Below are 26,078 nucleotides of genomic sequence, written 5' to 3'. Positions count from 1 at the left end.
CCTCTCTTCTTCCATCAGAAGAAAACCGTCAACACGATACTGAAGATCAGCGCGGCAACGATACCGATGGGTGCAGCACGGAACAGCAGCTGCGAGAACATCCCCGAACGTGCTTCCTCGCTGGGACAGGCACCGAGCATCAGGCTGCCACCGGAGGAGAACGGCGAAATGGAGGTGGCCTGGGCACCCGCGACGATACAGATGAAGATGATCATCGGATCGATACCCAGATTACCGGCAATGGAGGGCACGATCGGAAACAGGGCGGGCGTCACCACACCCAGCGTGCTGGAGAAAATCGACATCAGTGCTGCGACGATACCAAACGCCACAGGCACCAGGCCTGCCGGAATATTGGTACCTATCCACGCTGCCAGCATATCGATGGTTCCGGCCTTGATCGCAATGGAGATCAGCATCCCCACACCGCAGATCATGACCAGGGTGCTCCAGGGTACCGTGGCCATGGCCTTGCGCTCATCCCCCAGCTTCAGCAGCAGCGCAATCACCGAGAAGACGCTGGCGATCAGACCGATATCCATCTTGCTGTTGATGAAGGTGGCGGTAGTGCTGTCTGGAAAGATCAGGTGCGCGATGGGGGCCAGCAGTACCAGCAGCATCATCACCACGGTCAGCCACAGCGTGGTCCTCTGCTGCTGGTTGAACGGCGTCGGCAGACTGACCGCAAGACTCGCACCCTGCATGGCTTTCCGGTGACCGGTGAAAAATACCAGCACCGTGATGACCGCCAGCGGGATCAGCATGGTGCTGGCAAAGATGCCGAAACTGTTTATGAAAGCAACTTCTTCGGTGATGCCCGAATTGACCATCAAACTGCGGAAGATGATCCCGCTCTGGCTGGATACGAAGTTGGCTCCGCCAAGCGCGCCGTAGTTGACCGACATGGCCCCGATAATGAGGCTCATGCGGGTTTTCTCGCACAGCATCAGGGTAATCGGCGCCATGAAGGCCAGTACCGTGTAGTAGCCCGCTCCCATTGCCGCAATCAGCGCAGCCGTGAGGAAAATGGCGTAAGGCAGCAGATGCGGCGCGTTTCGACAACGGTAAAGCAGGTGCTCTGACAGCTTCTCCAGCGTGCCATTGACGATGGCAAAGCTGTAGAACAGACACACGGCGAAAATGATGAAGAACATTTTCAGCGGCCACATTTCGATGACTTCGGAAGGGCTCAGGCCCATCACGAAACAGCCGATGATGTAGGCAAATGCAATGGCGAACAGGCCAATATTGATCCTGGTCTTGTAGCCCAGGGCGATGGCAGCAACGATGGCCGCAACCACAATGAAACTCGTCATGCTGAAGTACCTTTTTGCACTTGTTTGATCACACGAACCCGAACAGCTTGCTGGGGTTGTTCACCAGCACCTGGGTCCGGTGCGCAGGCGTCGGCAGCAGCGCCTCGATAATGGAAAACTGCGAGACGTAGTTGATCTGGTCCTCGAACTGGGTATGCGGCCAATCGCTGCCCCAGAGGAACCGATCATGACCACCGCAGGCATCGACCAGAACCTGGAGACTGGCTGATGCCTGCTCAAGAGTGAGGTTGTTGCGATAGGTAGCGGAAAGCTTGATCCAGACCTGTTCATTGGCCAGCAGGCTGAGGAAGCGCCCATGCTTGTCGTTGCCTGGATCAATCTGCCCTTTGGGCAGGCCGAAATGATCGATCACCACCGTCGCCCCGGATTCGAGAATGGCGGGGACGATCAGCGCCATATCCTCCATGCCCCGCTGAATCTCAACCGACCAGCGGCGGCGGGCCAACTTCTGGAAGAACTGCTGCCAGCGTGGCAGGGAAAAATCCTCCAGCGCCAGGCCAACCAGGTTCAATCGTACCCCGACCGTGCCCGAGGCCTCCAGCCTATCCAGCTCCGCATCGCTGATCTGCGGGTCGACCACCACCACCGCACGCAGCTGGTCTGGATAACACCGTACCGCCTCGAGCATGAAACTGTTGTCGGTGCCAAGAAAGCTGGGCTGGATCAGCACGCCATGGGACAGGCCACTGCCCTTCAGGTGGGCCAGATAGTCTTCCACCAGCGCATCATAGGCAGGGCTGTAGCGACGGCCGGCCACCATGGGCAGATCATGACGAAAAATATGGGCATGGGTATCAATCCCGGTTACTGCAAGCGGGGTGGGCTTCATGGAAATACCTTTGTGTTGTTATGGCGCAGGGCTCGCCTAGAGATATACTCATATATATGACTAGAGGACAATATTAGTGACGCTGCGAGCTGTCAAATCTTTTCACCTGCGACCTTGGTGGTAAGATGGCACCTTCGCTCACCTGGATATGTGCATGCCCGCGAGAATGAGACCTGACGAACGCCTGCCGTTGTATCAACAGCTAAGCGACGAAATGCTGGCCAGGATTGCCGCCGGAGAATGGTTACCCGGCACGGCTATTCCAAGCGAGACGGAACTGACCAGGATCCATGGTGTAGCCATTGGCACGGTCAGAAAGGCCGTGGATACCCTGGTCAAACAGGGCGTACTGGAACGCAGCCATGGCCGCGGCACCTTCGTGCGCAGACCACAGTTCTCCGAGTCGTTTTTCCGCTTTTTCCGCCAGGTGAATCCTTCCGGCAGCCAGCCCGTGCCCCAGAGTCGCATTCTCTCCCGGTCGCTTGAGCTACCACCGGAAGGGGTCAGACAGGCGCTTGCCCTGGAACAGGGCGAAGCCGCGGTGTATCTGACGCGCGAACGGATAATTCAGCAAGACCGTCTGTTCCGTGAGCAGATCTGGCTACCCAGGGCCAGGTTCTTTGCCTTGCTGGATATTGAGCCGAACATGTTCGCCAACATGCTCTATCCCTTCTATGAGGAACAGTGTGGCCAGCTGATCGCCTCCGCCCGGGAAACCCTGACCATCGAGTCGGCCGATGTGGATACCGCGGATATCCTTGGTATTGCCCCAGGCCAGCCAGTGGTGGCGATTGAGCGTATCGCCCTGGGTTATGACAGTACGCCGCTCGAATACCGCCTGTCGCGGGGCGCTGCCGAAGGCTTTCGTTATCAGATCGATCTACGTTGAACGGGCGCTCGTGAACCTTCCATGATCCAGCGCTCCGACATTCCCCTGCTGCTGACCGGTAGCATGGCCGCCCTTGCCGGCGTGGGGCTCGCCCGCCTTGCCTATACCCCCATGATTCCCGTGTTGATCCAGCAGGGCTGGTTCGACGCCACCGCTGCAATCTACCTGGGTGCTGCCAATCTGCTCGGCTATCTGCTGGGTGCGTTATCAGCGCACTGGCTATCCGAACGTTTCCGGCCGCGGGCGGTACTCGCCGTATGCTTCATCGTCATTACCCTCAGCTTTCTCTGTAGCGCCGCACCCGCCAGTTTTGCCTGGTTCTTCGTCTGGCGCCTGCTATCCGGCATAACCGGGGCGATACTCATGGTGGTCGGTCCGTCCCTGGCACTGACCCGCGCGCCCATCGAGCGCCGGGCAGTGGTCGGGCCGCTGGTGTTCTGCGGGGTTGGCATGGGCGCCCTGCTGTCAGCCACGCTGCTGCCGCTGCTGGTGGAGTTCGACCTGATGTGGAGTTGGCTGGTGTTGGGCAGCCTGTCGCTACTGGCCGGCGTAGCCTGCAACTACGGACTGGTACGCCTGCCGCCCGCTGCCGCGCCGGTCCCCCCTACCACAACAGGTCATGCCCCGCCGGTGCTGGGCATGACGATAGTGCTGGTCATGCTGGCTTATGCCATGGACGCAACGGGCTTCATCCCGCATACGGTGTTCTGGGTCGACTATCTGGCGCGCGAGCAAGCCCAGGGTGCCAGTGCTGCCGCCTTGCAGTGGGCGATTTTCGGCGCAGGCGCCATTGTCGGCCCGTTGCTGGCCGGGGTGCTGGTCCACCGTCTCGGATGGCATCATAGTCTGACGATAGGCTATCTGCTCAAGTCCCTGGCCATCGCGCTGCCGTTCTTTGCCGTTGGCCTGGTCAGTAACTCCATATCGTCCTTTATGGTTGGCGCCATGGTGCCCGGCCTGGTTGCACTGACCTCCGGGCGCCTGGCCGAACTCGGCGGGCCGGCCCAGCACAAACGCCTGTGGGGGTACGCTACCGCGGTCTTTGCCGTCATGCAGGCCGCGTCGGGCTACGCCATGTCCGGCCTGTATGCGGTACTTGGCAGCTACCAGCCCCTGTTTGCCCTGGGCGGAGGCCTGCTGGGGCTGGGCATGGTGTGCGTGATGCTCAGCCGACGTTTTCAACCTGCTCGACAAACATCGAATTAATCGATCAAAACAAGGCAATAATCGCGCTTTTTCTATCGCTTTGTTTGGTTGAAAATGACGCATCAGCCATAGTACAGGCTCCCTATCAATGCCATCTTCTGGAGAGAAATTCATGAGCAGTGTCCATCTCGCAATCGTCGTCGGCAGCAATAATCGTGAATCCATCAACCGCAAACTGGCCCAGGCCCTGGCCAAGCTGCTGCCAGCGCACTTTTCCGTCAGCTATCCGCAGATCGACGACCTGCCGATGTATCACCAGGAGCTGGAAGCCGAGCGTCCCGCCAACGTCAACCGCTTCACCGATGAAATCCGCGCCGCCGATGCCGTGCTGATCGTCACCCCGGAGCACAACCGCTCCCTGCCAGCGGTACTGAAGAACGCCATCGACTGGGGCTCCAAGCCGATGGACAAGAACGTCTGGCGCGACAAGCCGGTCGCCATCACCGGCGCCTCGCCGGGCGCCATGGGTGCGGCCCTGGCCCAACAGCACGTACGCCAGATCCTGGGTGGCGTGCTCGGCTCGGTGGTCCTGGGTGGTGAGGCCTATATCCAGTTCAGCCCCGACCTGCTCACCAGCGAGGGGGAGATCGGCCCGCGCAGCCGCGACTTCCTGCAGAACTACATGGACCGCTTCGTCACCCTGGTGGAGAAGCTCAAGGGCTGATACACCGCCGTTTTCTCCTGTGTCATTGCGAACCTGATAAGCGCCACAATCCATGGCGTAGCCTGCCTACACCATGGATTGTGGCCTATCTGAGGCTGCAATGACGCATGGTGGACAGTCCCTTTCCGAGTTACACCTACTCCCTTCTGCGTCATTGCGAACCCTTCAGGGTGAAGCAATCCATGGTACCCCGAGCCCCCAAGCTCCTATTCTTGCTTCCGGTTATATACACGACATATGGATATCCGTATATTCGACTTTCCATATTCAATGTGAACGATTCCATGCAGTCTCCCACCACTGTTTTCAAATGCCTGGCTGACGACACCCGCCTACGCACCATGCTGCTGATCGCCGAGGAAGGCGAACTGTGCGTATGTGAACTGACCTGCGCGCTCGATGAAAGCCAGCCGAAAATCTCCCGCCACCTCTCGCAACTGCGTAATTGCGGCTTGCTGGAAGACCGGCGCCAGGGGCAGTGGGTCTATTACCGCCTGCACCCCGCCCTGCCGGAATGGGTCGTAGAGATCATTCAGACCACTCTGAATGCCAATCGCCACTGGCTGGATGCCGACCATAAACGCCTGGAACAGATGGGCGACCGCCCGGAACGCGCAGCTGTCTGCTGCTGACAATGACAAGGAACAGCCCATGAAAGTGCTTTTTCTCTGCACCGCCAACAGTTGCCGCAGCATTCTCTCGGAAGCCGTGTTCAACGCCATGGCACCTGCTGGCTTCAAGGCCTACAGCGCTGGCAGTTTTCCCAGCGGCAAGGTTCACCCACTGAGTCTGAAGACGCTGGAGCGGACCGGTATTGCCACCGAGGGCTTGTACAGCAAATCCAATGACGCCCACGAAACACTGACTCCCGACTTTGTCATTACCGTCTGCGACAAGGCCGCTGGTGAAGCCTGCCCAGTATTCTTCGGTCCGGCGACCAAGGCCCACTGGGGACTGGCCGACCCGTCCGAACTGAATGGCAGCAGCGAACAGATCGATGCCGCCTTCGATCACACCGTGGCGATTATTCGTGCACGGGTCAAAGCTTTCCTCGCCCTGCCCTTCACGCAGTTGAGTCCGGAGCAGCTCAAGGCTGAGCTGGCCGTTATCGGCGGCCTGGGAGATTGAGCATGAGCAACAGCCGTCTGTCCTTTCTGGATCGCTATCTGACTCTATGGATATTTCTGGCCATGGGTGTGGGTATTGCGCTGGGTAATCTGTTTACAGGCTTTCCCGGTTGGTTGAACAGCCTGTCGGTGGGCTCGACCAATATTCCCATCGCCATCGGCCTGATCGTGATGATGTACCCGCCGCTGGCCAGGGTGAAGTACGAAGAGCTACCGCAGGTATTCAAGGACAAACGCATCCTGATGTTGTCGCTGGTGCAGAACTGGGTAATTGGCCCGGTGCTGATGTTTGCGCTGGCGGTGATCTTTCTGCGCGATTATCCCGAGTACATGACCGGCCTGATCCTCATTGGTCTGGCCCGCTGTATTGCCATGGTGCTGGTGTGGAACCAGATTGCCGGCGGCAGCAATCAGTATGTTGCCGGGCTGGTGGCATTCAACAGCGTATTCCAGATTCTGTTCTTCAGCCTGTACGCATGGATTTTTCTCGGTCTGTTGCCACCACTGGTCGGCGTGCAGGGCAGCATTATCGACGTGAGCTTTATCGAAATCACCCAATCGGTACTGATCTATCTGGGCGTACCCTTTCTCGCCGGATATCTGACCCGTAAATGGCTGATCAGCCTCAAGGGCGAAACCTGGTTCGAGCAGCGCTTTATCCCGCGTATCAGCCCACTGACACTGGTCGCGCTGCTGCTGACCATCGTTGCCATGTTCAGCCTCAAGGGGGGTGTGGTACTGCAACTGCCATTGGACGTGGTACGTATTGCCATCCCATTGACCATCTATTTTGTGGTGATGTTCTTTTTCAGCTTCTGGATGGGCAAAGTGCTGGAGGCCGACTATCCGCGCACCACCGCACTGGCCTTTACCGCCGCCAGTAATAACTTCGAGCTGGCCATTGCAGTTGCCATCGCTACCTTCGGCCTCGCCTCACCCGTGGCCTTCGCCACGGTGATCGGCCCACTGGTGGAGGTACCGGTGCTGATTTCGCTGGTTGGCGTGGCCCTGTGGCTCAGGCGCCGCTGGTTCGAACAGACCACCACCGCCGTCGCCCAGGAGTGAGCATGCAGGATATGTCATTACCTAATCTGCAGCAGGATATTGCCGAGCCACCCACCATAGAGCGGCTCGGCATCAATTCCGGTACACAACACCCGCCGCGCATCCTGTTACTCTATGGTTCAACCCGAGAGCGCTCCTATAGCCGTCTGCTGAGCCAGGAAGCCGCCAGACTGCTGCAATACTTCGGTGCCGAAACCCGAATATTCAACCCCTCTGGCCTGCCATTACCGGATGATGCTGACGCCGACCACCCGAAAGTTCGAGAACTGCGCGACTTGATGCAGTGGTCGGAAGGTCAGGTATGGTGCTCGCCAGAGCGCCATGGCGCCATGACCGGGGTGTTCAAGTCGCAGATCGACTGGGTACCGCTGGCCATGGGCGCAGTCCGACCTTCCCAAGGCAAGACCCTGGCGCTGATGCAGGTGAGCGGTGGCTCGCAGTCCTTCAACGCGCTGAATCAGATGCGCGTACTGGGCCGTTGGATGCGCATGTTTACCATCCCCAACCAGTCTTCAGTGGCCAAGGCGTATCTGGAATTCGACGAAGACGGACGGATGAAGCCGTCACCCTATTACGACCGGATGGTGGATGTGATGGAGGAGCTGGTCAAGTTCACTCTGTTGCTGCGCGAGCAGGGCGATTACCTGGTTGATCGCTATTCCGAGCGCAAGGAGTCAGCAGCGGAACTGTCACAGCGGGTCAATCAGCGCTCGATCTGAGGCGTGGTCAGGCGTAGCGCAGGCGCGCTACACCCCGATGTGCACTGAAGATCAATCAGCCGGAGTCAACTGATCGGTACGCGCCGCCATGATGAAATCATTGCGGTGCAAGCCACCGATCTTGTGCGTCCACCAAGCCACCCCGACCTTGCCATACTCCAGCAGCAGGGCCGGATGATGGCCCTCGGACTCGGCCAGCTCGGCCACCCTATTGGTAAAGGCCAGCGCGGCGGCAAAATCCTTGAAGCGGAACTCCCGCCACAGCTGTTGCACGCCCTCCTCTTCCCGTACCTGCCAGTCGGGAATCTGCGGCTGCAGCTCCTTGCGCTCCTGCTCTGTTACCCTGGGCGCACCCGCCCGGCAGGCCTCACAATGCTGCTCGGTCAGCTTGGTCATCTTCTGTCTCCACAGTGTGCCTTGACTCCCTCAAGGGTAGTTCGCATGGGAGAAAACGCCCGGGACGCTGGCAAACAATCAGCCTCCAGCGGAAAAGCGCAGCGCATCCTGGCTACCGAAGAAGCCCGGCAAGCCGCCTGAATGGAGAAACACTATCTTGTCCCCCGGTTTTGCCGACCCTTCACGCACTGCGGCTATCAGTCCGGCGAAAGCACGGCCGGTATAGATCGGGTCCAGAACGATACCACTGTGCATGGCAACCAGTTTCAGCGCTTCCTTTACCGGTTCAGTGAAGTATCCATAGCCTGCCCCTACCTGATCCAGGCGGATATTCAAGGGTGCACAAAAAGCCGTCTGGGTCAGCTCGCTCAGCAGGTTGCGCACACGCACCTCCGGGTCCGTCACCGCACCGGCATCCACTCCCCGCACCCGGTCAGCGCCCAGGGAGTGAACCAATCCAGCCATGGTCCCGCCAGAACCAATGGCGGTAAATACCTGCGCCAGGTCGGGGATCTGTGCCTTTAACTCTTCGCCACAGTCCCAATAACCGTAGCAAGCCAGGGCATTGGAGCCGCCGAAGGGGATCAGTGCTGCGGGCGGCCCCTGACTTTCCAGACGCCTCACCTGCTCCTGCGCCAGTGCTTCCAGCGTGTGGTCGTCCACATCGCCAGCCCAGATGATCTTCGCGCCGATCAAACCGTCGAGGGCGATATTGCCGGTGTATTCGGCAGGCGGGTTACCGGCCAGCACCAGCAACACATCCAAACCCAGGCGCGCGCCGGCCGCTGCGGTCAGCCGTGCATGGTTACTCTGGGCAGCACCGACTGTTACCAAAGTCCGCGCCCCATGCGCTACTGCTTCGGCACAGGTGTATTCCAGCTTGCGGATCTTGTTGCCGCCACCAGCCAGTCCTGTCAGATCGTCCCTCTTGATCCAGAGGTCGTCGCTACCCAGGCCAAGGGCCTTTGCCAACCGAGGCGCAGGCTCAAGTGGAGTGGGCCAGGTTGCCAGTTCAATTTTCTGTGGTTTCGACATATGGGTCACCGATTGATCAGAGATGAGGACCACCCTCTCATGTATAGCTTGACTCTTCCCAATCCCCCCACGCCGTGGTGCTGCGGAAACCAGGGGCTTGAGGAAGGCCATCCAGGCTGAAAACTCTATCTCAAATAGGCGGAAGAGAATCTCCTTTTAAATTGGTTAAAAGACGAAAAGGGAAAATTAAAACCCATCCAGACTAGCAATCAGGATAAACCAACCACTTTACATTCCGTCTCGGCAAACCTGCCTTTGCATACTCGACGAGGATGGATGGCACCACACCGACAGCGACTGGCCAATACGTCGGCTTTTCACCACACCGACTGGAGCACCGCCCGATCATGACCAACAATATAAGGAGTGATCCGCCCCCCCTCAATATGGAGCAAAGCAAGATGACCGCCAACGCAGCCTCCGGCCAGTCCGGCATCGACACCCTCACTGGCGCCCGGGATCTGAGCCAGTTCGAGCGCCGCAGCTACAGTGGCGATCAGACCGAGCAGGTCGCCTTCGAGCGCATGGTCAATCTGGGTAAGCAGGTTGCCAGCCATTTACGCGCCGAGGAACCCGGCGTAGTGGCGGTGATTGCCGGCCATGTATGCTGGGTGTCGCCTCTGTTCAGCGCAGCGGAGCCGCTGGTGTCGGCCTTGGGCACAGATCTGGCCCACACCGAGTTCACCTACGCCTTCTTCCCTTCCCATTCCGATGACCTCACGGCAGAGGAGCTGAACGATATCGCCGATGCGATCCAGCTGTGGCTGGATAACCGGGAGTTTCGGAAGATCGATCAGACATTGCTGGACAAGGCCTTGCCGGTGATCATCGAGCGCTGGACGGATGATGACTGTCGTTACCTACCCTGAGCAGCAACCGTAGCAGGCCAAGCCACAGTCATGCCCCCAGCCACCTGCACGATGGGTTGCCGCGCCGCTATGCGGCTCGCAATGACAGTTGCGGGAGTTGGTCATTCATCATTATGCATTGCCCTATACCGTCTACTGCGAACCCTATACCGTCATTGCGACCTCTATTACCGTCATTGCGAACCTGAAAGGTGAAGCAATCCATGGCCCGCCGCTCCACCGGCCGGTGGTTTACCACGCCTGGTATCGCCCGCAACGACCGGAGTGAAAAAGGGCCGCTTCGGTAAATCGAAGCGGCCCTTTTTATCATTGCGCAGTGCGTTTAAAAGCAGTGCGTTTAAAAAACGACACCGAGCTTGACGCCAAACTCGTTGCTTTCCAGTTCGGTATTGGCGGCCAGGGTGTCGCGGTTCTTCAACTCATAGTTGGTCTGGGTATAGTAGAGCCCAGCAGTGACCGGCACACCGAAACCGCGATCCCAGAGGAAGTTCAACTCCGCGTAGGGGTTGTACTTGTTCTTCAGGTCGGCCGTCTCGCTACCGACGCCCTCGAGCTTGACCTTGCCTTCACCTTCGATGCTGTAGCGCGTGCCCACTTCCAGACGGGTGGTCAGGGTCTCGCCCTGGTGATGCCAGCCCACAGCGGCCTTGGCAAAGGGACTCTTGTTGCTCAGCTCGACATCACCGGCACTGCGATCCATCTCGAAGCGGCTCCAGTCATAGCCACCACCGATCAGCAGGTCAAAATTGCTGTTGTCGGTCAGCGGCATGCGCAGACCGAGATCGAGATCGGCTCGCGCGTCCTTGATCTTGTTATCGCTGCTCTCTTCACCGTAGCGGGCATCGGCACCGAGCTGGAAGATCATGCCCGGACCGCCGGTCATCTTGTTGCCGTAGTTATAGAAGATACCAGCCTTGCCGACATTCTCATCGCGGCCGTCGACATCATCATTATCCGAATTCAATTCGTAATTATTGTAGGCAGCGATGATACCCAGGTTAGACACGGGTCCTTCCGCAGCCATGGCGTACATCGGGCTCAGTATCAAACCCACCGTCGAAGCCTTGATCAGAGTCGTGCTAAGGCGCATAGGGAATTCCTCTTTGGTTTTTGCCTGAATAGTGTCGGACAGATTATGTGACTGATAGTTCGACTTTTCGCACACGGTCAAGCGGTTACGCTTTGAAGTTCAAGCCATCTGGTATACTGCCGGGCCGCTGGTCGCCTGGTTTTGCGCGATCCGGCTTCGATCAGTGCAGGGGTTTGAATTTTTCATGGCCGACCGTTATTTCGATCAGTTGGGCAGTCATTTCGCCCGCAAGATCTACTCCAGCCCCAAGGGCGTGATTCGACTGGCGGTGCTGACCCGTGATCTGCAGGAATGGGTCGCGGAACTCGCCGCCGACGGCCAGCCATTGCGGGTGCTGGATGCCGGCGCCGGCCTGGGCCATATCAGCGAATGGTTGCTGCAGCGTGGTCACAGCCTGACGGTCTGCGACCCCTCCGCGGAGATGCTCGAGGCCGCCAGCAGTCGGCTGGATACCTTGCCACTGGCGGCCGGCCAGACCCTGGAGTACCTGCAGCTACCGCTGCAGCAACTGCCCGAACGGGGCCAGCGCTATGATCTGATCATCTGCCATGCGGTGCTGGAGTGGCTGGCGGACCCGGCCAGTGCCCTGCACTGCCTGCATCAGTTGACCCACCCCAACGGTGCGGTGTCACTGGCGTTCTATAACCGCGATGCACTGATCTACAAGAATCTGATCAAGGGCCAGTTCCGCAAGCTGCAGCGCAACCAGTTGGCCGGCGAAGGTAAACGCAGCCTGACACCCCAGCAGCCGCTGGACCCGCGTGAGGTCCACCAGTGGATCAACGACGCCGGATTCGATTGCATCCATGAAACCGGGGTGCGGGTGTTCCATGACTACATGCCGGAGCCGTTCAAGTCCGAGGCTGACGCAACAGAGGTGGTGGAACAGGAACTGCTGTACAGTCGCCACCCCGCCTACCGGCACCTGGGGCGTTACCTGCACTGCTGGCTCAGGCCCGCATCCAGCGATCCCGCCGCCACAACCAGATAAACCAGCCGCCGAGCAATGCACCACGCGCCAGCATGAACAGATAGAAGCCCAGCCAGACTCCATGATTGCCGGTATCGCGCAGCAACCAGGCTGCCGGCAGATAAACCAGCACTACCGCCAGCAGCATGGCATTGCGCATCGCCCGGGCCCGGGTCGCGCCAATGAACAGGCCATCGAGCAGATAACTCCACACCGCTACCAGCGGCATCCAGGCCATCCACGGCAGATAGATAAAGGCGACCTGGCGAATCGACTCCTGGTCCGTCAGCAGGCTGACGATCTGGTTGCCGAACAGATTGAATGCCAGGACGAAACCGGTGCCGACCAGCAGCGACCAGGCGGTGCTGACCACCAGGACGCGCTTGAGCGCGAGTCGGTTGCGCTGACCCAGGGCATGGCCGCCCAGCGCCTCGATCGCGTGTGCCAGCCCATCCAGGCCGTGGGAAGTGAGCAGCAGGAAGTTCAGCAGCACTGCGTTGGCGGCCACCACCGAGTCACCGAGGCGAGCGCCTTGCAGCACCAGCAGATAGAACACCAGCTCCAGCGCCAGGGTGCGGATCAGGATATCCCGATTGACCTTGATCAGCGGCGCCGCGCCGCGCAGCAGCAGTGCATCGCGCCAGGGCATGACGCCGGGGTAGCGTGCCAGCACCGGACGCAGCAGCCACAGGCCCAGCAGCAGCCCGGCATAATCACCGATCACCGTGGCCCAGGCCGCCCCCGCCACGCCCCAATCCAGCACCACGACCAACAGCACGTCGAGGATGACATTGGTCAGGTTGACGGTTATCAGCAGGTACAGCGGCGCCCGGCCACGCTGTGCGCCGATGAACCAGCCGACCAGCACGAAATTGGCCAGCGCCGCCGGCAGGCTGACCAGGCGAATATTGAAGTAGATCCGTGCCTGTTCCAGCAACTCGGCACTGCTGTCGAGAAAATACAGCCCGGCGCCCAGCAGTGGTTCGTGCAACAGCCATACCAGCAGCGCCAGCAGCACCGCCAGCCACAACGGCTGCAGCAACACCAGGCGCAACTTGTTGCCGTCCTCGGCACCACAGGCCTGGGCCGCGAAGCCGGTGGTGCCCATACGCAGAAAACCCGCCGCCCACAGCAGGAAGGTCATCAACGTGGCACCTACCGCCACCCCGCCCAGGTAATGGGCCCCGTCCAGGTGGCCGACCACGGCGGTATCCACCAGGCCCACCAGCGGCACGCTGATATTGGACAGGATCATCGGCGTCGCCAGCGCCCAGACCTGGCGATGGGTCGGACGATGGCGCGCGGCGGAGAACAGACCGGAAAGGGTCACGGCGTCAAAAGCACCTTGGCAAGGTGCAACATTCCGGTCCGTGTGTGGGCGCCATGCGGGTATGCTCCTGCACACCGTCGTCGAGCCGGGGCTCGACAACCCCGGGCTCCCGCTGTTGTGGAAGTCACAATCACTGCATCAACCACCGGCCCGCTTGGTCTTGAAGCCCTCGGCGGCCAGCCACTGGCAGAGCATGTCGGCCCGGTCGCCCTGGATTTCGATCACCCCGTCGACCACCGAGCCGCCGCAGCCGCAGCGGGCCTTGATCTTCTTGGCCAGGGCCTTGAGTTCCTCGGCGGGCAGCGCCAGGCCACTGATGGTGGTCACGGTCTTGCCGCCCCGCCCCTTGGTTTCCCGGCGCACCCGCGCCACGCCATCGCCAGCCGGCACCTGCGGCTGGCCGCAGCGGCAGCCGGCGACCGGTTGCTGGCAGTCAGGGCACATGCGCCCACTGTCGGTGGAAAATACCAGCCCGCCAAGCGAGCCGAATCCTGTCTGACGTTTGCTCATCGCTTCCTGCCTACCTCAACCCTGTTGCAGCAGACGACGCAGGTCGATCAGCCCGGCATTGGCCCGTGACAGGTAGTTGGCCATCACCAGCGAGTGGTTGGCCAGGATACCGAAGCCGCCGCCATTGAGAATCACCGGGCTCCACATGGGCTGCTGGGTAGCTTCCAGCTCCCGGATGATCTGCCGCAGGCTGACCAGCGCGTTCTTGTTGTTCAGCACCTCGGCATAGTCCTTTTCCACTGCGCGCAGCAGGTGTACCAGTGCCCAGGCGCTACCGCGTGCCTCGTAGAACACGTTGTCGATCTGCAGCCAAGGAGTCTGGGCCCGCTCGCGGCCACCGTCATTCAGCGGCGTGCGTGCAACGCTGGCCGACAGCCGTTGGGACAGCGACCCCAGACGGGTGCTGACATCATCGATCCAGCCGGCCAGGTTGTCGGCGCGGGCATAGAAGCTGGCATTGCCGCTTTCCAACCGGGTGATATAGCCGTGCAGCGCCTTGATCCCGTCACGGTACTCGCTTTCGCTGGCCGGCATGGCCCAGCTGTTGTGGTCGAAGTGGAAGCGCGGCTCGGCCTTGGCCAGATCGGGGTCCTCGGTGGACTGTGATTGCGAGCGGGCCATGTCACGGCGCATCGAGCGGGTCATGTCGCGTACCTGCACCAGTACGCCAAACTCCCAGCTCGGCATGTTGTCCAGCCAGATGCCCGGCGGGGTGATGTCGTTGCTGATGAAACCGCCGGGCTTGTCCAGTAGCGTGGTGGCCACTGCCTGCAGGGTACGCGCGGTGTGCGAGCCCGTGGTCAGCCGCTCGGCATTGCCCACCGGCAACACGGTCAGGTCCTCCAGATCCGGCTCCCGGCTCCAGTACCAGCCGACCAGCACACAGATCAACAGATAGGCAATCAGCACGATGCCGATGACCTTGCCCAGCAGCCGGCCATTCTCACTACCGAACCGGTCTGCCATCCCACCAGCACCCTGCGTACGTCTGGAAAATTTCATCAACCTTCTCCCCTCTCTGTGCAGCCGCAAGCATATCATTTGCGCCGGCGGTTCACACCGGCGTTACCGCACCGAGCGAACCCCGGTGCCAGCCCGTATCGGCTAGAATAGACCCTCACGACCACCCAGGATGATTTTCATGGCCGCCATCGGACACTTCAACAATCTGCCGATTGTCAAACACACCGGCTTCGGCCTCTATCTCGACGGCGGACCGCACGGCGAGATCCTGCTGCCCAACCGCTATATCCCCACGGATCAACCCACCGAGGTGGGCGACTGGCTGCGGGTATTCATCTATCGCGACAGCGAGGACAAGCTGATCGCCACCACCCAGACACCCAAGGTCAAGGTCGGTGAGTTCGCCAGCCTCAAGGTGGTGGAGATCAACCGGGTCGGCCTGTTTCTCGACTGGGGGCTGCCGAAGGACCTGCTGCTGCCCCATTCGGAGGAAAAGCGTCCGCTGCAGGTCGGCGATTATTGCGTGGTCTACGTCTATCTCGACAAGCACAGCGAGCGTATCACCGCCACCGCCCGCCTCGACCGCCATCTGGACAGGACAGCGCCCAGCTACAAAGTCGGCGAAGCGGTCGATCTGCTGATCGTCGAACCCACCGACCTGGGTTACAAGGCGATCATCAACCACCGCCACTGGGGCCTGCTGCACAAGAACGAACTGTTCAAGTTCGTCCGCGGTGGCAAGCAGGAGCGCGGCTATATCCGCGAACTGCGCGACGACGGCAAGATCAGCCTGAGCCTGCAGCCGGTGGGCCGCGATGCTGCCGATCAGCTGCAGGAGCTGATCATGCAGACCCTGGGAGAACATGACGGCGTACTGCCCCTGAGCGACAAGAGCCCGGCGCAGGAAATCGCCCGCCTGTTCGGCGTCAGCAAGGGCAACTTCAAGAAGGCCATCGGCGGCTTGTACCGGCAGGGCCGCATCGTCATCCACCCCGACCGTATCGAGCGCAGTTGACAAAGCTGACAAATTTGGCGGCAGTTTGTCACTGGCATTCGCCGCGCCAGGCCGTATCATGGCCGACAAACTCCTCGCGGATATGCATATGCTGTTTCAACGCCTGTTGCTGGTTTTCTTCCTGCTTGTCAGTGGCTCTGCCCTGGCCGAGCCGAGCACATCGAACAACGCCACCCTGAGCAACCTGTTCGGTAATGTCGGCAGTAGCAGTGCCACCCAGTTCCTCCCAGTACATGAGGCCTTTCGCCCCGGCATCGTCGAGGCGCAGGCCGAGCGCATCCAGCTGCAGTTCGATATCGCCCCCGAGTACTACCTGTATCGCCACCGGCTGAAGTTCGAACTGCTGGGCGGCGATGGTCAGATCAGCCAGATCAATCTGCCGGACGGCATTCACAAGACCGATGAGTTCTTCGGTGACGTCGAGGTCTATTACAACAGTCTCGAGGTGGTGCTGGACATTGCCCCGGGCAGCGCCCCGGCCAGCCAGTTGCGCGTCGAGTATCAGGGCTGCGCCGATGCCGGATTGTGCTACCCACCGGAAACCGTTCTGCTCGACCTGCCGGGTGCCGAGGCCCGGACTGGCGGCAGCCTCGGCGCAGCCAGCAGCGGCGCTGACACCAGGGGTGACCAGGCGCTCTGGTGGTCGCTGTTACTGCTGTTCGCCGCCGGCCTGGCACTGACCTTCACCCCCTGCGTACTGCCGATGGTGCCGATCCTCACCGGCCTGGTACTGGGGCGTGCCAACATCGACCGCTCCCGGGCTTTCGTGCTGTCGCTCAGCTATGTGTTGGGCATGGCCCTGACCTTCGCCCTGGTCGGCGCGCTGATCGGCCTGTTCGGCGCTGCGCTGAATATCCAGGCGCGCCTGCAGTCGCCCTGGGTTCTCGGTACTTTCGCGGTGTTCTTCGTGCTGTTCGCGCTGGCCATGTTCGACGTCTTCAGCCTGCGCCTGCCGGCCTTCATCCGTGAGCCGGCGGAAAGGCTCGGCAGCCGTACCCAGGGCGGGTCGATTCCCGGCGCCGCGCTGATGGGCGTGCTGTCCTCATTGGTGGTCTCGCCGTGCATTTCCGCGCCGCTGGCGGGCGCGCTGATCTATATCAGCGCCACCGGCGATGCGCTGGGCGGCGCCCTGCAGCTGTTCGCCCTGGCCATTGGCATGGGTGTACCGCTGATCCTGGTAGCCATGTTCGGCAGCACCCTGCTGCCGCGCTCCGGTCCCTGGCTCAACAGTGTCAAGCAGGCCTTCGGCTTCGGCCTGCTGGCGGTGGCCATCTGGCTGCTGGAGCGGGTCATCCCCGGCCCGCTGAGCCTGGCGCTATGGGCCGCGCTGGCCGCCGGGCTCGCCGTGCAACTGGGTCTGTTCGATCGCGGGCAACGCAGCGGCATCGGTCGTGCAGCCCAGACAGCCGCCCTGCTGCTGGCCATCTATGCCACCGCCACGCTGTTCGGTGCCCTGGCCGGCGGTTCCGATCCATTGCGCCCGCTGCAGTCACTGCGTGCCGGCGGTCCGGTAGCCGAGGCTGTCGACGGCGGTTATTTCAACAAGGTGGCCAGCGCTGCCGCCGTCCGTCAGCAATTGGCCCAGGCCAGGGAACAGGGCCAGCCGGCGATCGTCGAGCTGTCCGCCGACTGGTGCATCAGTTGCAAGGTGATCGAACGGGAAATCATCAACCATCCCAGCGTGCGGTCAGGCCTGGATAGCTTCGTCCGCATCCAGCTCGATGTCACCGACAATACGCCCGAGCAACGGGCCTGGCTGACCGAACAACAACTGTTCGGCCCGCCGGCCTTTCTCTTCTATGACACAGCTGGTCAGGAGCAGGCCGATCTGCGCATCCAGGGCGAGGTGCCGCGTGAGACCTTCATCCGTCATATGAACGCTGCGGTGGAGGCGGGGTGAGGTTTGCTGTTCCCCCCTCTCCCCCACCCCCTCTCCCGCAAGGGGAGAGGGGAGCAGAACGGTGATCGCCGGTAACTTCTGTGGAAAAACTGACGCCATGCTTTCTCAAGTCCTGAAGTCATGATCATGTTGCCGGCTTGCACAATCAAACTCCCCTCTCCCCTTGCGGGACAAGCGAAGCGCAGAACAGCCGAAGGCTGGCCCGAAGGGCGAGCCCCTAGAGGCGAGCAATGGGGCTGGGGGAGAGGGGGAACCACCCAACTTCCCCAAAAAACCAGCCATCATGCCGTCATCTGATGGCATTCGACTGCTTCTGGACAGCCCTCCCTTAATCCGGCAAACTCTGCGCTCATCCATGACCACAGAGTCAATCGCCAATCGCCGCCATGGAAAATTATTGATGGCCAGTATCCTGGTCCTGCACGGACCCAACCTGAACCTGCTCGGCACCCGTGAACCCGATGTCTACGGTGCAGCCACCCTTGAACAGATCAACACGCGCCTGGCCGAACAGGCCCAGCAGGCCGGCCATCGCCTGCAAGCTCTGCAGAGCAATGCCGAACATGAACTGATCGGGCGCATCCATGCCGCGCGGGACGAAGCGATCGACTTCATCATCATCAATCCCGCCGCGTTTACCCATACCAGTGTGGCAATACGTGACGCATTGCTGGCGGTGAGCATCCCATTCATCGAAGTGCATCTTTCCAACGTGCACAAACGCGAGCCTTTTCGTCATCACTCCTATTTCTCGGACATTGCCGAGGGAGTGATCTGCGGGCTGGGAGCCGAGGGTTATGCCCTGGCGCTACAGGCCGCCATATGCCGCATCGAACAAAACTGAAACGACCAACATTGCCCTGGAGCGCAAGTATCAATGGATATCCGCAAAGTAAAGAAACTCATCGAACTGCTTGAAGAATCCGGCATCGACGAGCTGGAGATTCACGAAGGCGAGGAATCCGTTCGGATCAGCCGGCACAGCCAGCAGCCCGCCATGCCCCAACAGTACTTCCAGGCTCCGGTAGCCGCTGCGCCCGCTCCTGCCGCCGCCCCGGCCGCTGCTGCGCCGGTCGCCGAAGCCGCGCCGGCTGAGCCCTCCGGTCACCTGGTACGCTCGCCGATGGTCGGTACCTTCTATCGCTCGCCGTCCCCCGAGTCGCCCTCCTTCGTCGAGGTCGGCCAGACTGTCAAGGCCGGTGATGTACTGTGCATCGTCGAAGCCATGAAAATGATGAACCACATCGAAGCCGACAAGACCGGTGTCATCCAGGCCATCCTGGTGGACAATGGCCAGCCTGTGGAATTCGATCAACCCCTGTTCAGCATCGCCTGAGCCCGACCCGGAGGCTGCGATGCAGAAAGTACTCATAGCCAACCGCGGCGAAATTGCACTGCGCATCATCCGCGCTTGCAAGGAGCTGGGGTTGAAGACCGTGGCAGTGCATTCCACTGCCGACCGCGAACTCATGCACCTGGCCATGGCGGACGAAACCGTCTGCATCGGCCCAGCTGTTGCCACCGAGTCGTACCTGAACATTCCGCGCATCATCAGCGCCGCTGAAGTGACCGGTGCCGACTGCATTCACCCCGGCTACGGCTTCCTTGCGGAAAACGCCGACTTCGCCGAGCAGATCGAGCGCTCCGGCTTCACCTTCATCGGCCCCAGCGCCGAGGTGATTCGCCTGATGGGCGACAAGGTCTCGGCCATCGCCGCGATGAAGAAGACCGGCGTACCGACCGTACCCGGCTCCGACGGCCCGCTGCCGGAAGACGAGCAGGAATGCCTGAAGATCGGCCGTCGCGTCGGCTATCCGGTGATCATCAAGGCCTCCGGCGGCGGCGGTGGTCGCGGCATGCGGGTGGTGCACAAGGAAGAGGAGCTGATCAAGTCGATCCGCCTGACCCGCACCGAAGCCGGTGCCGCCTTCGGTAACCCGATGGTGTACCTGGAAAAGTTCCTGACCAACCCGCGTCATGTGGAAATCCAGGTACTGTCCGATGGCCAGGGTCATGCCATCCATCTGGGCGACCGCGACTGCTCGCTGCAGCGCCGCCACCAGAAGATCATCGAGGAAGCGCCTGCCCCCGGTATCAACGAAAAGGCCCGCGCCGAAGTTCAGGCCCGCTGCGTTCAGGCCTGTATCGACCTGGGTTACCGTGGTGCCGGTACCTTCGAGTTCCTGTATGAGAACGGCGAGTTCTTCTTCATCGAGATGAACACCCGCATCCAGGTGGAGCACCCGATCTCGGAAATGGTCACTGGCATCGACATCGTCAAGGAGCAGATCAAGGTCTGCGCCGGCCAGCCGCTGAGCCTGACCCAGGATGACGTGGTCATCCGCGGCCACGCCATCGAGTGCCGGATCAATGCCGAGGACCCGAACACCTTCATGCCCAGCCCGGGTACCGTGAGCTTCTTCCATGCGCCCGGCGGTAACGGCGTACGGGTGGACTCGCACCTGTACAGTGGCTACAAGGTACCGCCGAACTACGATTCGCTGATCGGCAAGCTGATCACCTACGGCGCCACCCGCGACGAGGCCATGGTACGCATGCGCAACGCCCTGGATGAGCTGGTGGTCGACGGCATCAAGACCAACACCCCGCTGCACCGGGAGTTGGTACGTGACGCCGAATTCTGCAAGGGTGGTGTGAATATTCACTACCTGGAGCATAAACTCGGCATCAGCTGATAATATGCTGTAGCGACAAGCGGTAATCAGGGAGCGGCCAAGGCCGCTCCCTTGTTTTTTCAGCCTCCTACTCTGAGGAATGATGATGTCCTGGTTGCAACTGCGTCTTGCCATTACTCCCGATCAGGCCGAGCCCATGGAAGATCTCCTGCTGGGGCTGGGTGCCGTCTCGGTGACCTTCATGGACGCCGAGGACCAGCCCATCTTCGAGCCGGACCTGGGCACCACCCCGCTGTGGTCACATACCCATCTGCTGGCCCTGTTCGAAGCCGATACCGAGCGCCAGGCATTGCTCGAGCAGTTACGGTCGATGTGGCCGCAGGCGCTGCCCGAGCATCAGTTCGAGGACATTGCCGACCAAGACTGGGAGCGCAGCTGGATGGACAACTTCCAGCCGATGCGTTTCGGCCAGCGCCTGTGGATCGTGCCCAGTTGGCATGCGGCGCCGGAGCCCGAGGCGGTCAACCTGCTGCTGGACCCGGGCCTGGCGTTCGGTACCGGCACCCACCCGACCACCGCACTCTGTCTGGAATGGCTGGACGGCCAGCATCTCGACGGCCTGCAGGTAATCGATTTCGGTTGCGGCTCGGGCATCCTGGCCATTGCCGCGCTGCTGCTTGGGGCCGAACGGGTAACCGGCACCGACATCGACCCCCAGGCGCTGGAAGCCTCCCGCGACAATGCCCAGCGCAACCAGTTGGCCGATGAGCGCCTGCCGCTGTACCTGCCTGCCGATATGCCGGCGGAGCCGGCGGACATTCTGGTTGCCAATATCCTGGCCGGGCCGCTGGTCAGCCTGGCACCGCAACTCACCGGCCTGGTCAAACCGGGTGGGCGTATCGCCCTGTCCGGCATTCTCGCCGAGCAGACCGAGGAGATTCTCGCCGCCTATCGCGACGCCTTCGAGCTGGACCCGGTGGCCGACAAGGACGGCTGGATCCGCGTCAGCGGCGTGCGCCGCAGCGTGGCGCTGTGAGCCGGTTGCGGGCACAATATGGCCCACATTCCTTCATTGCCTGACAAGGATTCCAGTCTCACCATGAGCGAGCCGCTGGTCACCCAATGTCCTTATTGCCAGACCCGCTTCCGGCTCACGGCGGAGCAACTGAGTGTGGCCGCCGGCAATGTGCGCTGCGGTGCCTGTCTGGAAGTGTTTCATGCAGGCGATGCAGCCGCTGCCATGCTACGGACAGACCCCGCTCCCCAGCCACAGTCCGAACAGCCGGCACCCTCGAGTCTGTTGCATGATGATCTGGACGAACCGGATCTGGCAGCCCTGGGCCTGGACGAGTCGATCATCGACGAGGTCAACCCCTCCGGCATGACCGGCCACCAGCAATCCGGACTGGAAGCGGCATTGCCCGCGACGCTGGATGCAGATGAGGAACAGCCGCCGGCCGAGCCGTTCACCGATCTGCACGAGGACTTTCTCGCCACGCCTCCGGCCCAGGATTTCGGCCCCGATTTCGATCACAACCGGCTCGGCATCCAGGCCCCGCCTACCGACGAGGGCCAGAACACCGATCATGGCATCTTCCGCCGCGGCCAGCCGGCTGACGCCAGCGAAACCGCTGCCGCGCCGGCGGCCGAAGTGCGGAGCGAGGCGCAACCGGCCGCCATGCCCGACGAGTATTCCGACAGCGTGGAGCCGGACCGGCGCGAACCCCGGGTCACCACCCTGCGGCTGGAGATGCTGGAAGAGGAACTGCTGAGCGAACCGACAAGGCGCCGACGGGAACGCGCCTGGTTGTGGGGCAGCCTGTGCCTGCTGGCCTTGCTGGCGCTGCCCGCACAGTTCTTCTACTACAACTTCGACGCCCTGGCGCGCGATCAACGCAGCCGCCCGCTGCTGGAAAGCCTGTGCCTGATTGCCCAATGCGAGCTGCCGGCCCGGGTGGACATCAGCCGCATCCGCAGTGCCAATCTGCTGGTACGTCCGCACCCCGAATTTCCCAATGCCCTGGCCATCGATGTGATCCTCTACAACCGCGCGGATTTCGAGCAGCCATTCCCGGTATTGCAGATGCATTTCACCGACGCCGGCGGGCGGGACGTCGCCAACCGGCGCTTCCGTCCGGAGGAGTACCTGTCCGGTGAACTGGCCGGGGTACGGCTGATGCCACCACAAACGCCGATCCATGTCGGCCTGAACATGCTCGACCCCGGCCCGCAGGCCAGCGGCTATCGCCTGGAATTTCTCAGCCCGTGAATCGCCGACCGGCGGATAACTGATCAAATATCAGCCAGACAGTCTTTATATGGTCATCGGTAGCAGGTATGATAGCCGCCCTCTTCACTTTTCTGACCCTGCCCGAACATGTCCTGCGGTTCCGGGGCATATACCATTGACCACCGAGTACAGGGATGGACCAGCAGTGATCAGTATCGGACCTCACCAACTCACCAGCCGCGTCATACTGGCCCCCATGGCCGGTGTCACCGACCGCCCGTTCCGTCGGATGTGCCGCGAGCTGGGCGCCGGTCTGGTGGTCTCGGAGATGGTCACCAGCGACACCCGCCTGTGGCACAGCCGCAAATCCCGTCAGCGCCTCGACCACAGCGGCGAACCCGGCCCGCGCTCGGTGCAGATCGCCGGCGGTGATCCGCAGATGATGGCCGATGCCGCGCGCATGAACCGCGACAACGGCGCGCAGATCATCGACATCAACATGGGCTGCCCGGCGAAGAAGGTCTGCAACAAGGCCGCCGGCTCCGCCCTGCTGCGCGATGAGCTGCTGGTAGCCGATATCCTCGAAGCGGTGGTCAAGGCGGTGGATATCCCGGTCACCCTGAAGATCCGCACTGGCTGGGACCCCGATAACCGCAACGGCGTGAATGTCGCGCGCATCGCCGAACAGAGCGGCATCCAGGCCCTGGCCGTGCATGGCCGCACCCGCAGCGAGCTGTATACCGGCGAGGCCGAATACGACACCATCGCGCAGATCCGCCAGGCGATCTGCATCCCGCTGTTCGCCAACGGCGATATCGACTCACCGCACAAGGCCCGCCAGGTGCTGGAACACACCGGTGCCGACGCGGTGATGATCGGCCGCGCCGCCCAGCGCCGGCCGTGGGTCTTCCGTGAAATCGAACATTACCTGCGCCATGGCGAGCAGTTGCCCGAACCCGGGCTGGCCTGGCAACAGGCGCTGCTGCTGGAGCACCTGGATGCCCTGCACCAGTTCTACGGCCCGGAACAGGGTGTGCGCATCGCCCGCAAGCATGTGGGCTGGCAACTGCAATCACTGCCCGGTGCCGAGGACTTTCGCCGGAGCTTCAACCGCATGGACTGCGCCACGCAGCAACGTCAGGCAATAGAGCACTTCTTCAACCGCTTGATGGACGGAGGCCTCGCGGCATGAACGACCTGAACACATCCCAGATTGACGGAAAGCTACCCGTGACCGAGACCACCGACCCCGATCTGTCCGTACGCCCCAGCGACGCACTGGCAGGCCCCCAGACACTGCGCGACAGTGTGGAACAGGCGCTGAGAAACTATTTCGAGCACCTGGACGGCCAGGATGTCACCGATGTGTACAACATGGTGCTGGCGGAAATCGAGGCCCCGCTGCTGGAAAGCGTCATGGACTATGTCCGTGGCAACCAGACCCGAGCCTCGGAAGTGCTGGGCCTGAACCGTGGCACCCTGCGCAAGAAGCTCAAGCAATACGGCCTGCTGTGAACCCCGTTCTTTCATCAACCCCAACTGGAAACGCAATGACCGACCAAACCACCCGTCTGCCGGTACGCCGCGCGCTGATCAGCGTGTCGGACAAGACCGGCGTTGTCGACTTCGCCCGTGAACTCACCGCTCTGGGCGTGGCAATCCTCTCCACCGGCGGCACCTACAAGCTGCTGCGCGACAGCGGCATCGACGCCGTGGAAGTAGCCGACTACACCGGCTTCCCGGAGATGATGGATGGTCGGGTGAAGACGCTGCATCCGAAGATCCATGGCGGCATCCTGGGTCGCCGCGACCTGGACGGCGCAGTCATGGCCGAGCATGGCATCCAGCCGATCGACATGGTGGTCGTCAACCTGTACCCCTTTGCCGCCACCGTGGCCAAGCCCGACTGCAGCCTGCCCGATGCCATCGAGAACATCGATATCGGCGGCCCGACCATGGTCCGCTCGGCGGCCAAGAACCACAAGGATGTCGCCATCGTGGTCAATGCCGGCGACTACCAGAGCGTGATCGGCAGCCTGAAGGACGGCGGCCTGACCTATGCCCAGCGCTTCGACCTGGCGCTCAAGGCCTTCGAACACACCGCTGCCTATGATGGCATGATCGCCAACTACCTGGGCACCATCGACCAGACTCGCGACACCCTGGGTACCGCAGACCGTGCCGCCTTCCCGCGTACCTTCAACAGCCAGTTCATCAAGGCGCAGGACATGCGCTACGGCGAGAACCCGCACCAGAGCGCCGCCTTCTACCGCGAAGCGCAGCCGGTCGAGGCCTGCATCGCCACTGCCGTGCAGCTGCAGGGCAAGGAACTGTCCTACAACAACGTGGCCGATACCGACGCCGCGCTGGAATGCGTGAAGAGCTTCAGCAAGCCGGCCTGTGTGATCGTCAAGCATGCCAACCCCTGCGGCGTGGCAGTGGTGCCGGAAGATGAAGGCGGCATCCGCCAGGCCTATGAGCTGGCCTTCGCCACGGATAGCGAGTCGGCCTTTGGTGGCATCATCGCCTTCAACCGCGAGCTGGATGGCGAGACCGCCAAGGCTATCGTCGAGCGCCAGTTCGTCGAAGTGATCATCGCCCCGAGCATTTCCGCCGCTGCCCGTGAGGTGGTCGCCGCCAAGGCCAACGTGCGTCTGCTCGAGTGCGGCCAGTGGTCGACAGAACGGCCCCTGGACCTGGACTACAAGCGCGTCAATGGCGGCCTGCTGGTACAGAGCCGGGACACCGGCATGATCACCGAAGCCGATCTCAAGATAGTGACCCGCCGGGCGCCGACCGAGAAGGAGATCCATGACCTGATCTTCGCCTGGAAGGTGGCCAAGTTCGTCAAGTCCAACGCCATCGTCTATGCCAGTAACCGCCAGACCATCGGCGTCGGCGCCGGCCAGATGAGCCGGGTCAATTCCGCACGCATCGCCGCGATCAAGGCCGAACATGCCGGTCTGCCGGTCGAAGGTGCAGTGATGGCCTCCGATGCCTTCTTCCCGTTCCGCGACGGCATCGACAATGCCGCTGCCGTAGGTATCCGCGCGGTGATTCAGCCCGGCGGCTCCATGCGCGACCAGGAAGTGATCGATGCGGCCGACGAGGCGGGGATCGCCATGGTATTCACCGGTATGCGCCACTTCCGTCACTGATGCGGCCGCGCTGAAGCCATGTACTACCCATGGCGCCATACACAAGACCGTCATTGCGAGCCCCAAAGGGGCGTGGCAATCCACCTGGCAGGCTGCACGGGCCATGGATTGCGTCACCCTTGCAGGGTTCGCAATGACGG

Annotated in this window: 27 protein-coding genes; 19 read left to right on the top strand and 8 right to left on the bottom strand. The window is 61.6% G+C overall.

Going from position 1 to position 26,078, the window contains the following annotated elements:
- Positions 1–14 precede the first annotated feature (14 nt).
- Positions 15–1,316 (bottom strand): SLC13 family permease, encoded by a 1,302-nt coding sequence (locus CQ007_RS02440; RefSeq protein ID WP_105643307.1) that lies wholly within the window; start codon positions 1,314–1,316, stop codon positions 15–17.
- A 28-nt stretch (positions 1,317–1,344) separates the two neighbouring features.
- Entirely contained in the window at positions 1,345–2,166 is an 822-nt protein-coding gene (locus tag CQ007_RS02435; RefSeq protein WP_105643306.1) for an amidohydrolase, read from the bottom strand.
- A gap of 154 nt (positions 2,167–2,320) precedes the next feature.
- On the opposite strand from CQ007_RS02435, the gene CQ007_RS02430 reads away from it, so the two are divergent.
- The 7 genes from CQ007_RS02430 to arsH all read left to right on the top strand — a co-directional run bounded on the left by CQ007_RS02430 (position 2,321) and on the right by arsH (position 7,836).
- On the top strand, positions 2,321–3,055 hold the full coding sequence (locus tag CQ007_RS02430; protein WP_218278809.1) for a GntR family transcriptional regulator: 735 nt from the start codon (positions 2,321–2,323) through the stop codon (positions 3,053–3,055).
- Between the two features lie 21 nt (positions 3,056–3,076).
- Complete coding sequence (locus CQ007_RS02425) at positions 3,077–4,261, top strand: YbfB/YjiJ family MFS transporter (RefSeq protein ID WP_105643304.1); 1,185 nt, start codon at positions 3,077–3,079, stop codon at positions 4,259–4,261.
- 112 nt (positions 4,262–4,373) lie between these two features.
- Positions 4,374–4,925, top strand: a complete 552-nt coding sequence (locus CQ007_RS02420) for an NADPH-dependent FMN reductase (RefSeq protein ID WP_105643303.1) — start codon at positions 4,374–4,376, stop codon at positions 4,923–4,925.
- A 284-nt stretch (positions 4,926–5,209) separates the two neighbouring features.
- Positions 5,210–5,557: a metalloregulator ArsR/SmtB family transcription factor gene (locus tag CQ007_RS02415; RefSeq protein WP_177424235.1), complete on the top strand. Its 348-nt coding sequence runs from the start codon at positions 5,210–5,212 to the stop codon at positions 5,555–5,557.
- Positions 5,558–5,576: 19 nt separating this feature from the next.
- Entirely contained in the window at positions 5,577–6,053 is a 477-nt protein-coding gene (locus tag CQ007_RS02410) for an arsenate reductase ArsC (protein WP_105643301.1), read from the top strand.
- A gap of 2 nt (positions 6,054–6,055) precedes the next feature.
- Complete coding sequence (gene arsB, locus CQ007_RS02405) at positions 6,056–7,117, top strand: ACR3 family arsenite efflux transporter (RefSeq protein ID WP_105643300.1); 1,062 nt, start codon at positions 6,056–6,058, stop codon at positions 7,115–7,117.
- A gap of 11 nt (positions 7,118–7,128) precedes the next feature.
- On the top strand, positions 7,129–7,836 hold the full coding sequence (gene arsH, locus CQ007_RS02400; protein ID WP_371919778.1) for an arsenical resistance protein ArsH: 708 nt from the start codon (positions 7,129–7,131) through the stop codon (positions 7,834–7,836).
- A gap of 51 nt (positions 7,837–7,887) precedes the next feature.
- Here the strand turns inward: arsH and CQ007_RS02395 are convergent, their stop codons facing one another.
- A complete protein-coding gene (locus CQ007_RS02395) occupies positions 7,888–8,232 on the bottom strand; it encodes a 4a-hydroxytetrahydrobiopterin dehydratase (protein ID WP_105643298.1) in 345 nt (114 codons plus the stop codon).
- Between the two features lie 78 nt (positions 8,233–8,310).
- A complete protein-coding gene (locus CQ007_RS02390; RefSeq protein ID WP_105643366.1) occupies positions 8,311–9,267 on the bottom strand; it encodes a D-cysteine desulfhydrase family protein in 957 nt (318 codons plus the stop codon).
- A gap of 401 nt (positions 9,268–9,668) precedes the next feature.
- Here CQ007_RS02390 and CQ007_RS02385 point away from each other — a divergent pair, with 401 nt between their 5' ends.
- Positions 9,669–10,136, top strand: coding sequence for a hypothetical protein (locus CQ007_RS02385; protein ID WP_146114530.1), 468 nt, complete (start codon positions 9,669–9,671; stop codon positions 10,134–10,136).
- 337 nt (positions 10,137–10,473) lie between these two features.
- On the opposite strand, the gene CQ007_RS02380 is transcribed toward CQ007_RS02385, so the two are convergent.
- Positions 10,474–11,142, bottom strand: a complete 669-nt coding sequence (locus tag CQ007_RS02380; protein WP_146114529.1) for a hypothetical protein — start codon at positions 11,140–11,142, stop codon at positions 10,474–10,476.
- Between the two features lie 268 nt (positions 11,143–11,410).
- On the opposite strand from CQ007_RS02380, the gene CQ007_RS02375 reads away from it, so the two are divergent.
- On the top strand, positions 11,411–12,217 hold the full coding sequence (locus tag CQ007_RS02375) for a methyltransferase domain-containing protein (protein ID WP_105643295.1): 807 nt from the start codon (positions 11,411–11,413) through the stop codon (positions 12,215–12,217).
- Here the strand turns inward: CQ007_RS02375 and CQ007_RS02370 are convergent.
- The 3 genes from CQ007_RS02370 to CQ007_RS02360 all read right to left on the bottom strand — a co-directional run bounded on the left by CQ007_RS02370 (position 12,177) and on the right by CQ007_RS02360 (position 15,002).
- Complete coding sequence (locus tag CQ007_RS02370) at positions 12,177–13,526, bottom strand: MATE family efflux transporter (protein ID WP_256582171.1); 1,350 nt, start codon at positions 13,524–13,526, stop codon at positions 12,177–12,179. The two genes, CQ007_RS02375 and CQ007_RS02370, sit on opposite strands and share 41 nt — an antisense overlap.
- Positions 13,527–13,664: 138 nt before the next feature.
- Positions 13,665–14,036 (bottom strand): translation initiation factor Sui1, encoded by a 372-nt coding sequence (locus CQ007_RS02365; protein ID WP_105643294.1) that lies wholly within the window; start codon positions 14,034–14,036, stop codon positions 13,665–13,667.
- A 15-nt stretch (positions 14,037–14,051) separates the two neighbouring features.
- Positions 14,052–15,002, bottom strand: a complete 951-nt coding sequence (locus CQ007_RS02360) for a DUF2333 family protein (RefSeq protein WP_256582181.1) — start codon at positions 15,000–15,002, stop codon at positions 14,052–14,054.
- Positions 15,003–15,177: 175 nt separating this feature from the next.
- On the opposite strand from CQ007_RS02360, the gene CQ007_RS02355 reads away from it, so the two are divergent.
- The 10 genes from CQ007_RS02355 (at position 15,178) to purH (ending at position 25,938) form a co-directional block, all read left to right on the top strand.
- Positions 15,178–16,014, top strand: a complete 837-nt coding sequence (locus tag CQ007_RS02355; RefSeq protein WP_105643292.1) for a S1 RNA-binding domain-containing protein — start codon at positions 15,178–15,180, stop codon at positions 16,012–16,014.
- An 88-nt stretch (positions 16,015–16,102) separates the two neighbouring features.
- Complete coding sequence (gene dsbD / locus CQ007_RS02350) at positions 16,103–17,914, top strand: protein-disulfide reductase DsbD (RefSeq protein WP_256582170.1); 1,812 nt, start codon at positions 16,103–16,105, stop codon at positions 17,912–17,914.
- Between the two features lie 400 nt (positions 17,915–18,314).
- Entirely contained in the window at positions 18,315–18,758 is a 444-nt protein-coding gene (gene aroQ / locus CQ007_RS02345; RefSeq protein ID WP_105643290.1) for a type II 3-dehydroquinate dehydratase, read from the top strand.
- A 33-nt stretch (positions 18,759–18,791) separates the two neighbouring features.
- Positions 18,792–19,250: an acetyl-CoA carboxylase biotin carboxyl carrier protein gene (accB, locus tag CQ007_RS02340; protein ID WP_105643289.1), complete on the top strand. Its 459-nt coding sequence runs from the start codon at positions 18,792–18,794 to the stop codon at positions 19,248–19,250.
- A gap of 19 nt (positions 19,251–19,269) precedes the next feature.
- Entirely contained in the window at positions 19,270–20,610 is a 1,341-nt protein-coding gene (gene accC / locus CQ007_RS02335; RefSeq protein ID WP_105643288.1) for an acetyl-CoA carboxylase biotin carboxylase subunit, read from the top strand.
- An 85-nt stretch (positions 20,611–20,695) separates the two neighbouring features.
- A complete protein-coding gene (prmA, locus tag CQ007_RS02330; protein WP_105643287.1) occupies positions 20,696–21,586 on the top strand; it encodes a 50S ribosomal protein L11 methyltransferase in 891 nt (296 codons plus the stop codon).
- A gap of 63 nt (positions 21,587–21,649) precedes the next feature.
- Positions 21,650–22,819: a DUF3426 domain-containing protein gene (locus tag CQ007_RS02325; protein ID WP_105643286.1), complete on the top strand. Its 1,170-nt coding sequence runs from the start codon at positions 21,650–21,652 to the stop codon at positions 22,817–22,819.
- Between the two features lie 136 nt (positions 22,820–22,955).
- Entirely contained in the window at positions 22,956–23,972 is a 1,017-nt protein-coding gene (dusB, locus tag CQ007_RS02320) for a tRNA dihydrouridine synthase DusB (RefSeq protein ID WP_371919777.1), read from the top strand.
- A 38-nt stretch (positions 23,973–24,010) separates the two neighbouring features.
- Positions 24,011–24,295, top strand: a complete 285-nt coding sequence (gene fis / locus CQ007_RS02315; protein WP_256582169.1) for a DNA-binding transcriptional regulator Fis — start codon at positions 24,011–24,013, stop codon at positions 24,293–24,295.
- A gap of 35 nt (positions 24,296–24,330) precedes the next feature.
- Positions 24,331–25,938 carry a bifunctional phosphoribosylaminoimidazolecarboxamide formyltransferase/IMP cyclohydrolase gene (gene purH / locus CQ007_RS02310; protein ID WP_105643283.1) on the top strand — a complete coding sequence of 536 codons (1,608 nt, stop codon included), beginning with the start codon at positions 24,331–24,333 and terminating at the stop codon, positions 25,936–25,938.
- Positions 25,939–26,078 lie beyond the last annotated feature (140 nt).

The organism is Pseudomonas sp. MYb185 (genome assembly GCF_002979975.1).
GTDB lineage: Bacteria > Pseudomonadota > Gammaproteobacteria > Pseudomonadales > Pseudomonadaceae > Halopseudomonas.
This window is presented reverse-complemented; position numbering and strand designations above follow the sequence as displayed.

Excerpts from the sequence above, each read along its gene's own strand:
- arsH (WP_371919778.1), top strand. The coding sequence starts at position 7,129 with ATGTCATTACCTAATCTGCAGCAGGATATTGCCGAGCCACCCACCATA.
- CQ007_RS02425 (WP_105643304.1), top strand. The coding sequence starts at position 3,077 with ATGATCCAGCGCTCCGACATTCCCCTGCTGCTGACCGGTAGCATGGCC.
- CQ007_RS02355 (WP_105643292.1), top strand. The coding sequence starts at position 15,178 with ATGGCCGCCATCGGACACTTCAACAATCTGCCGATTGTCAAACACACC.
- arsB (WP_105643300.1), top strand. The coding sequence starts at position 6,056 with ATGAGCAACAGCCGTCTGTCCTTTCTGGATCGCTATCTGACTCTATGG.
- CQ007_RS02360 (WP_256582181.1), bottom strand. The coding sequence starts at position 15,002 with ATGGCAGACCGGTTCGGTAGTGAGAATGGCCGGCTGCTGGGCAAGGTC.
- CQ007_RS02430 (WP_218278809.1), top strand. The coding sequence starts at position 2,321 with ATGCCCGCGAGAATGAGACCTGACGAACGCCTGCCGTTGTATCAACAG.
- CQ007_RS02375 (WP_105643295.1), top strand. The coding sequence starts at position 11,411 with ATGGCCGACCGTTATTTCGATCAGTTGGGCAGTCATTTCGCCCGCAAG.
- CQ007_RS02390 (WP_105643366.1), bottom strand. The coding sequence starts at position 9,267 with ATGTCGAAACCACAGAAAATTGAACTGGCAACCTGGCCCACTCCACTT.
- CQ007_RS02420 (WP_105643303.1), top strand. The coding sequence starts at position 4,374 with ATGAGCAGTGTCCATCTCGCAATCGTCGTCGGCAGCAATAATCGTGAA.
- accB (WP_105643289.1), top strand. The coding sequence starts at position 18,792 with ATGGATATCCGCAAAGTAAAGAAACTCATCGAACTGCTTGAAGAATCC.
- CQ007_RS02365 (WP_105643294.1), bottom strand. The coding sequence starts at position 14,036 with ATGAGCAAACGTCAGACAGGATTCGGCTCGCTTGGCGGGCTGGTATTT.
- CQ007_RS02385 (WP_146114530.1), top strand. The coding sequence starts at position 9,669 with ATGACCGCCAACGCAGCCTCCGGCCAGTCCGGCATCGACACCCTCACT.
- purH (WP_105643283.1), top strand. The coding sequence starts at position 24,331 with ATGACCGACCAAACCACCCGTCTGCCGGTACGCCGCGCGCTGATCAGC.
- aroQ (WP_105643290.1), top strand. The coding sequence starts at position 18,315 with ATGGCCAGTATCCTGGTCCTGCACGGACCCAACCTGAACCTGCTCGGC.
- CQ007_RS02440 (WP_105643307.1), bottom strand. The coding sequence starts at position 1,316 with ATGACGAGTTTCATTGTGGTTGCGGCCATCGTTGCTGCCATCGCCCTG.
- prmA (WP_105643287.1), top strand. The coding sequence starts at position 20,696 with ATGTCCTGGTTGCAACTGCGTCTTGCCATTACTCCCGATCAGGCCGAG.
- CQ007_RS02435 (WP_105643306.1), bottom strand. The coding sequence starts at position 2,166 with ATGAAGCCCACCCCGCTTGCAGTAACCGGGATTGATACCCATGCCCAT.
- dsbD (WP_256582170.1), top strand. The coding sequence starts at position 16,103 with ATGCTGTTTCAACGCCTGTTGCTGGTTTTCTTCCTGCTTGTCAGTGGC.
- CQ007_RS02325 (WP_105643286.1), top strand. The coding sequence starts at position 21,650 with ATGAGCGAGCCGCTGGTCACCCAATGTCCTTATTGCCAGACCCGCTTC.
- accC (WP_105643288.1), top strand. The coding sequence starts at position 19,270 with ATGCAGAAAGTACTCATAGCCAACCGCGGCGAAATTGCACTGCGCATC.
- CQ007_RS02395 (WP_105643298.1), bottom strand. The coding sequence starts at position 8,232 with ATGACCAAGCTGACCGAGCAGCATTGTGAGGCCTGCCGGGCGGGTGCG.
- CQ007_RS02410 (WP_105643301.1), top strand. The coding sequence starts at position 5,577 with ATGAAAGTGCTTTTTCTCTGCACCGCCAACAGTTGCCGCAGCATTCTC.
- CQ007_RS02415 (WP_177424235.1), top strand. The coding sequence starts at position 5,210 with ATGCAGTCTCCCACCACTGTTTTCAAATGCCTGGCTGACGACACCCGC.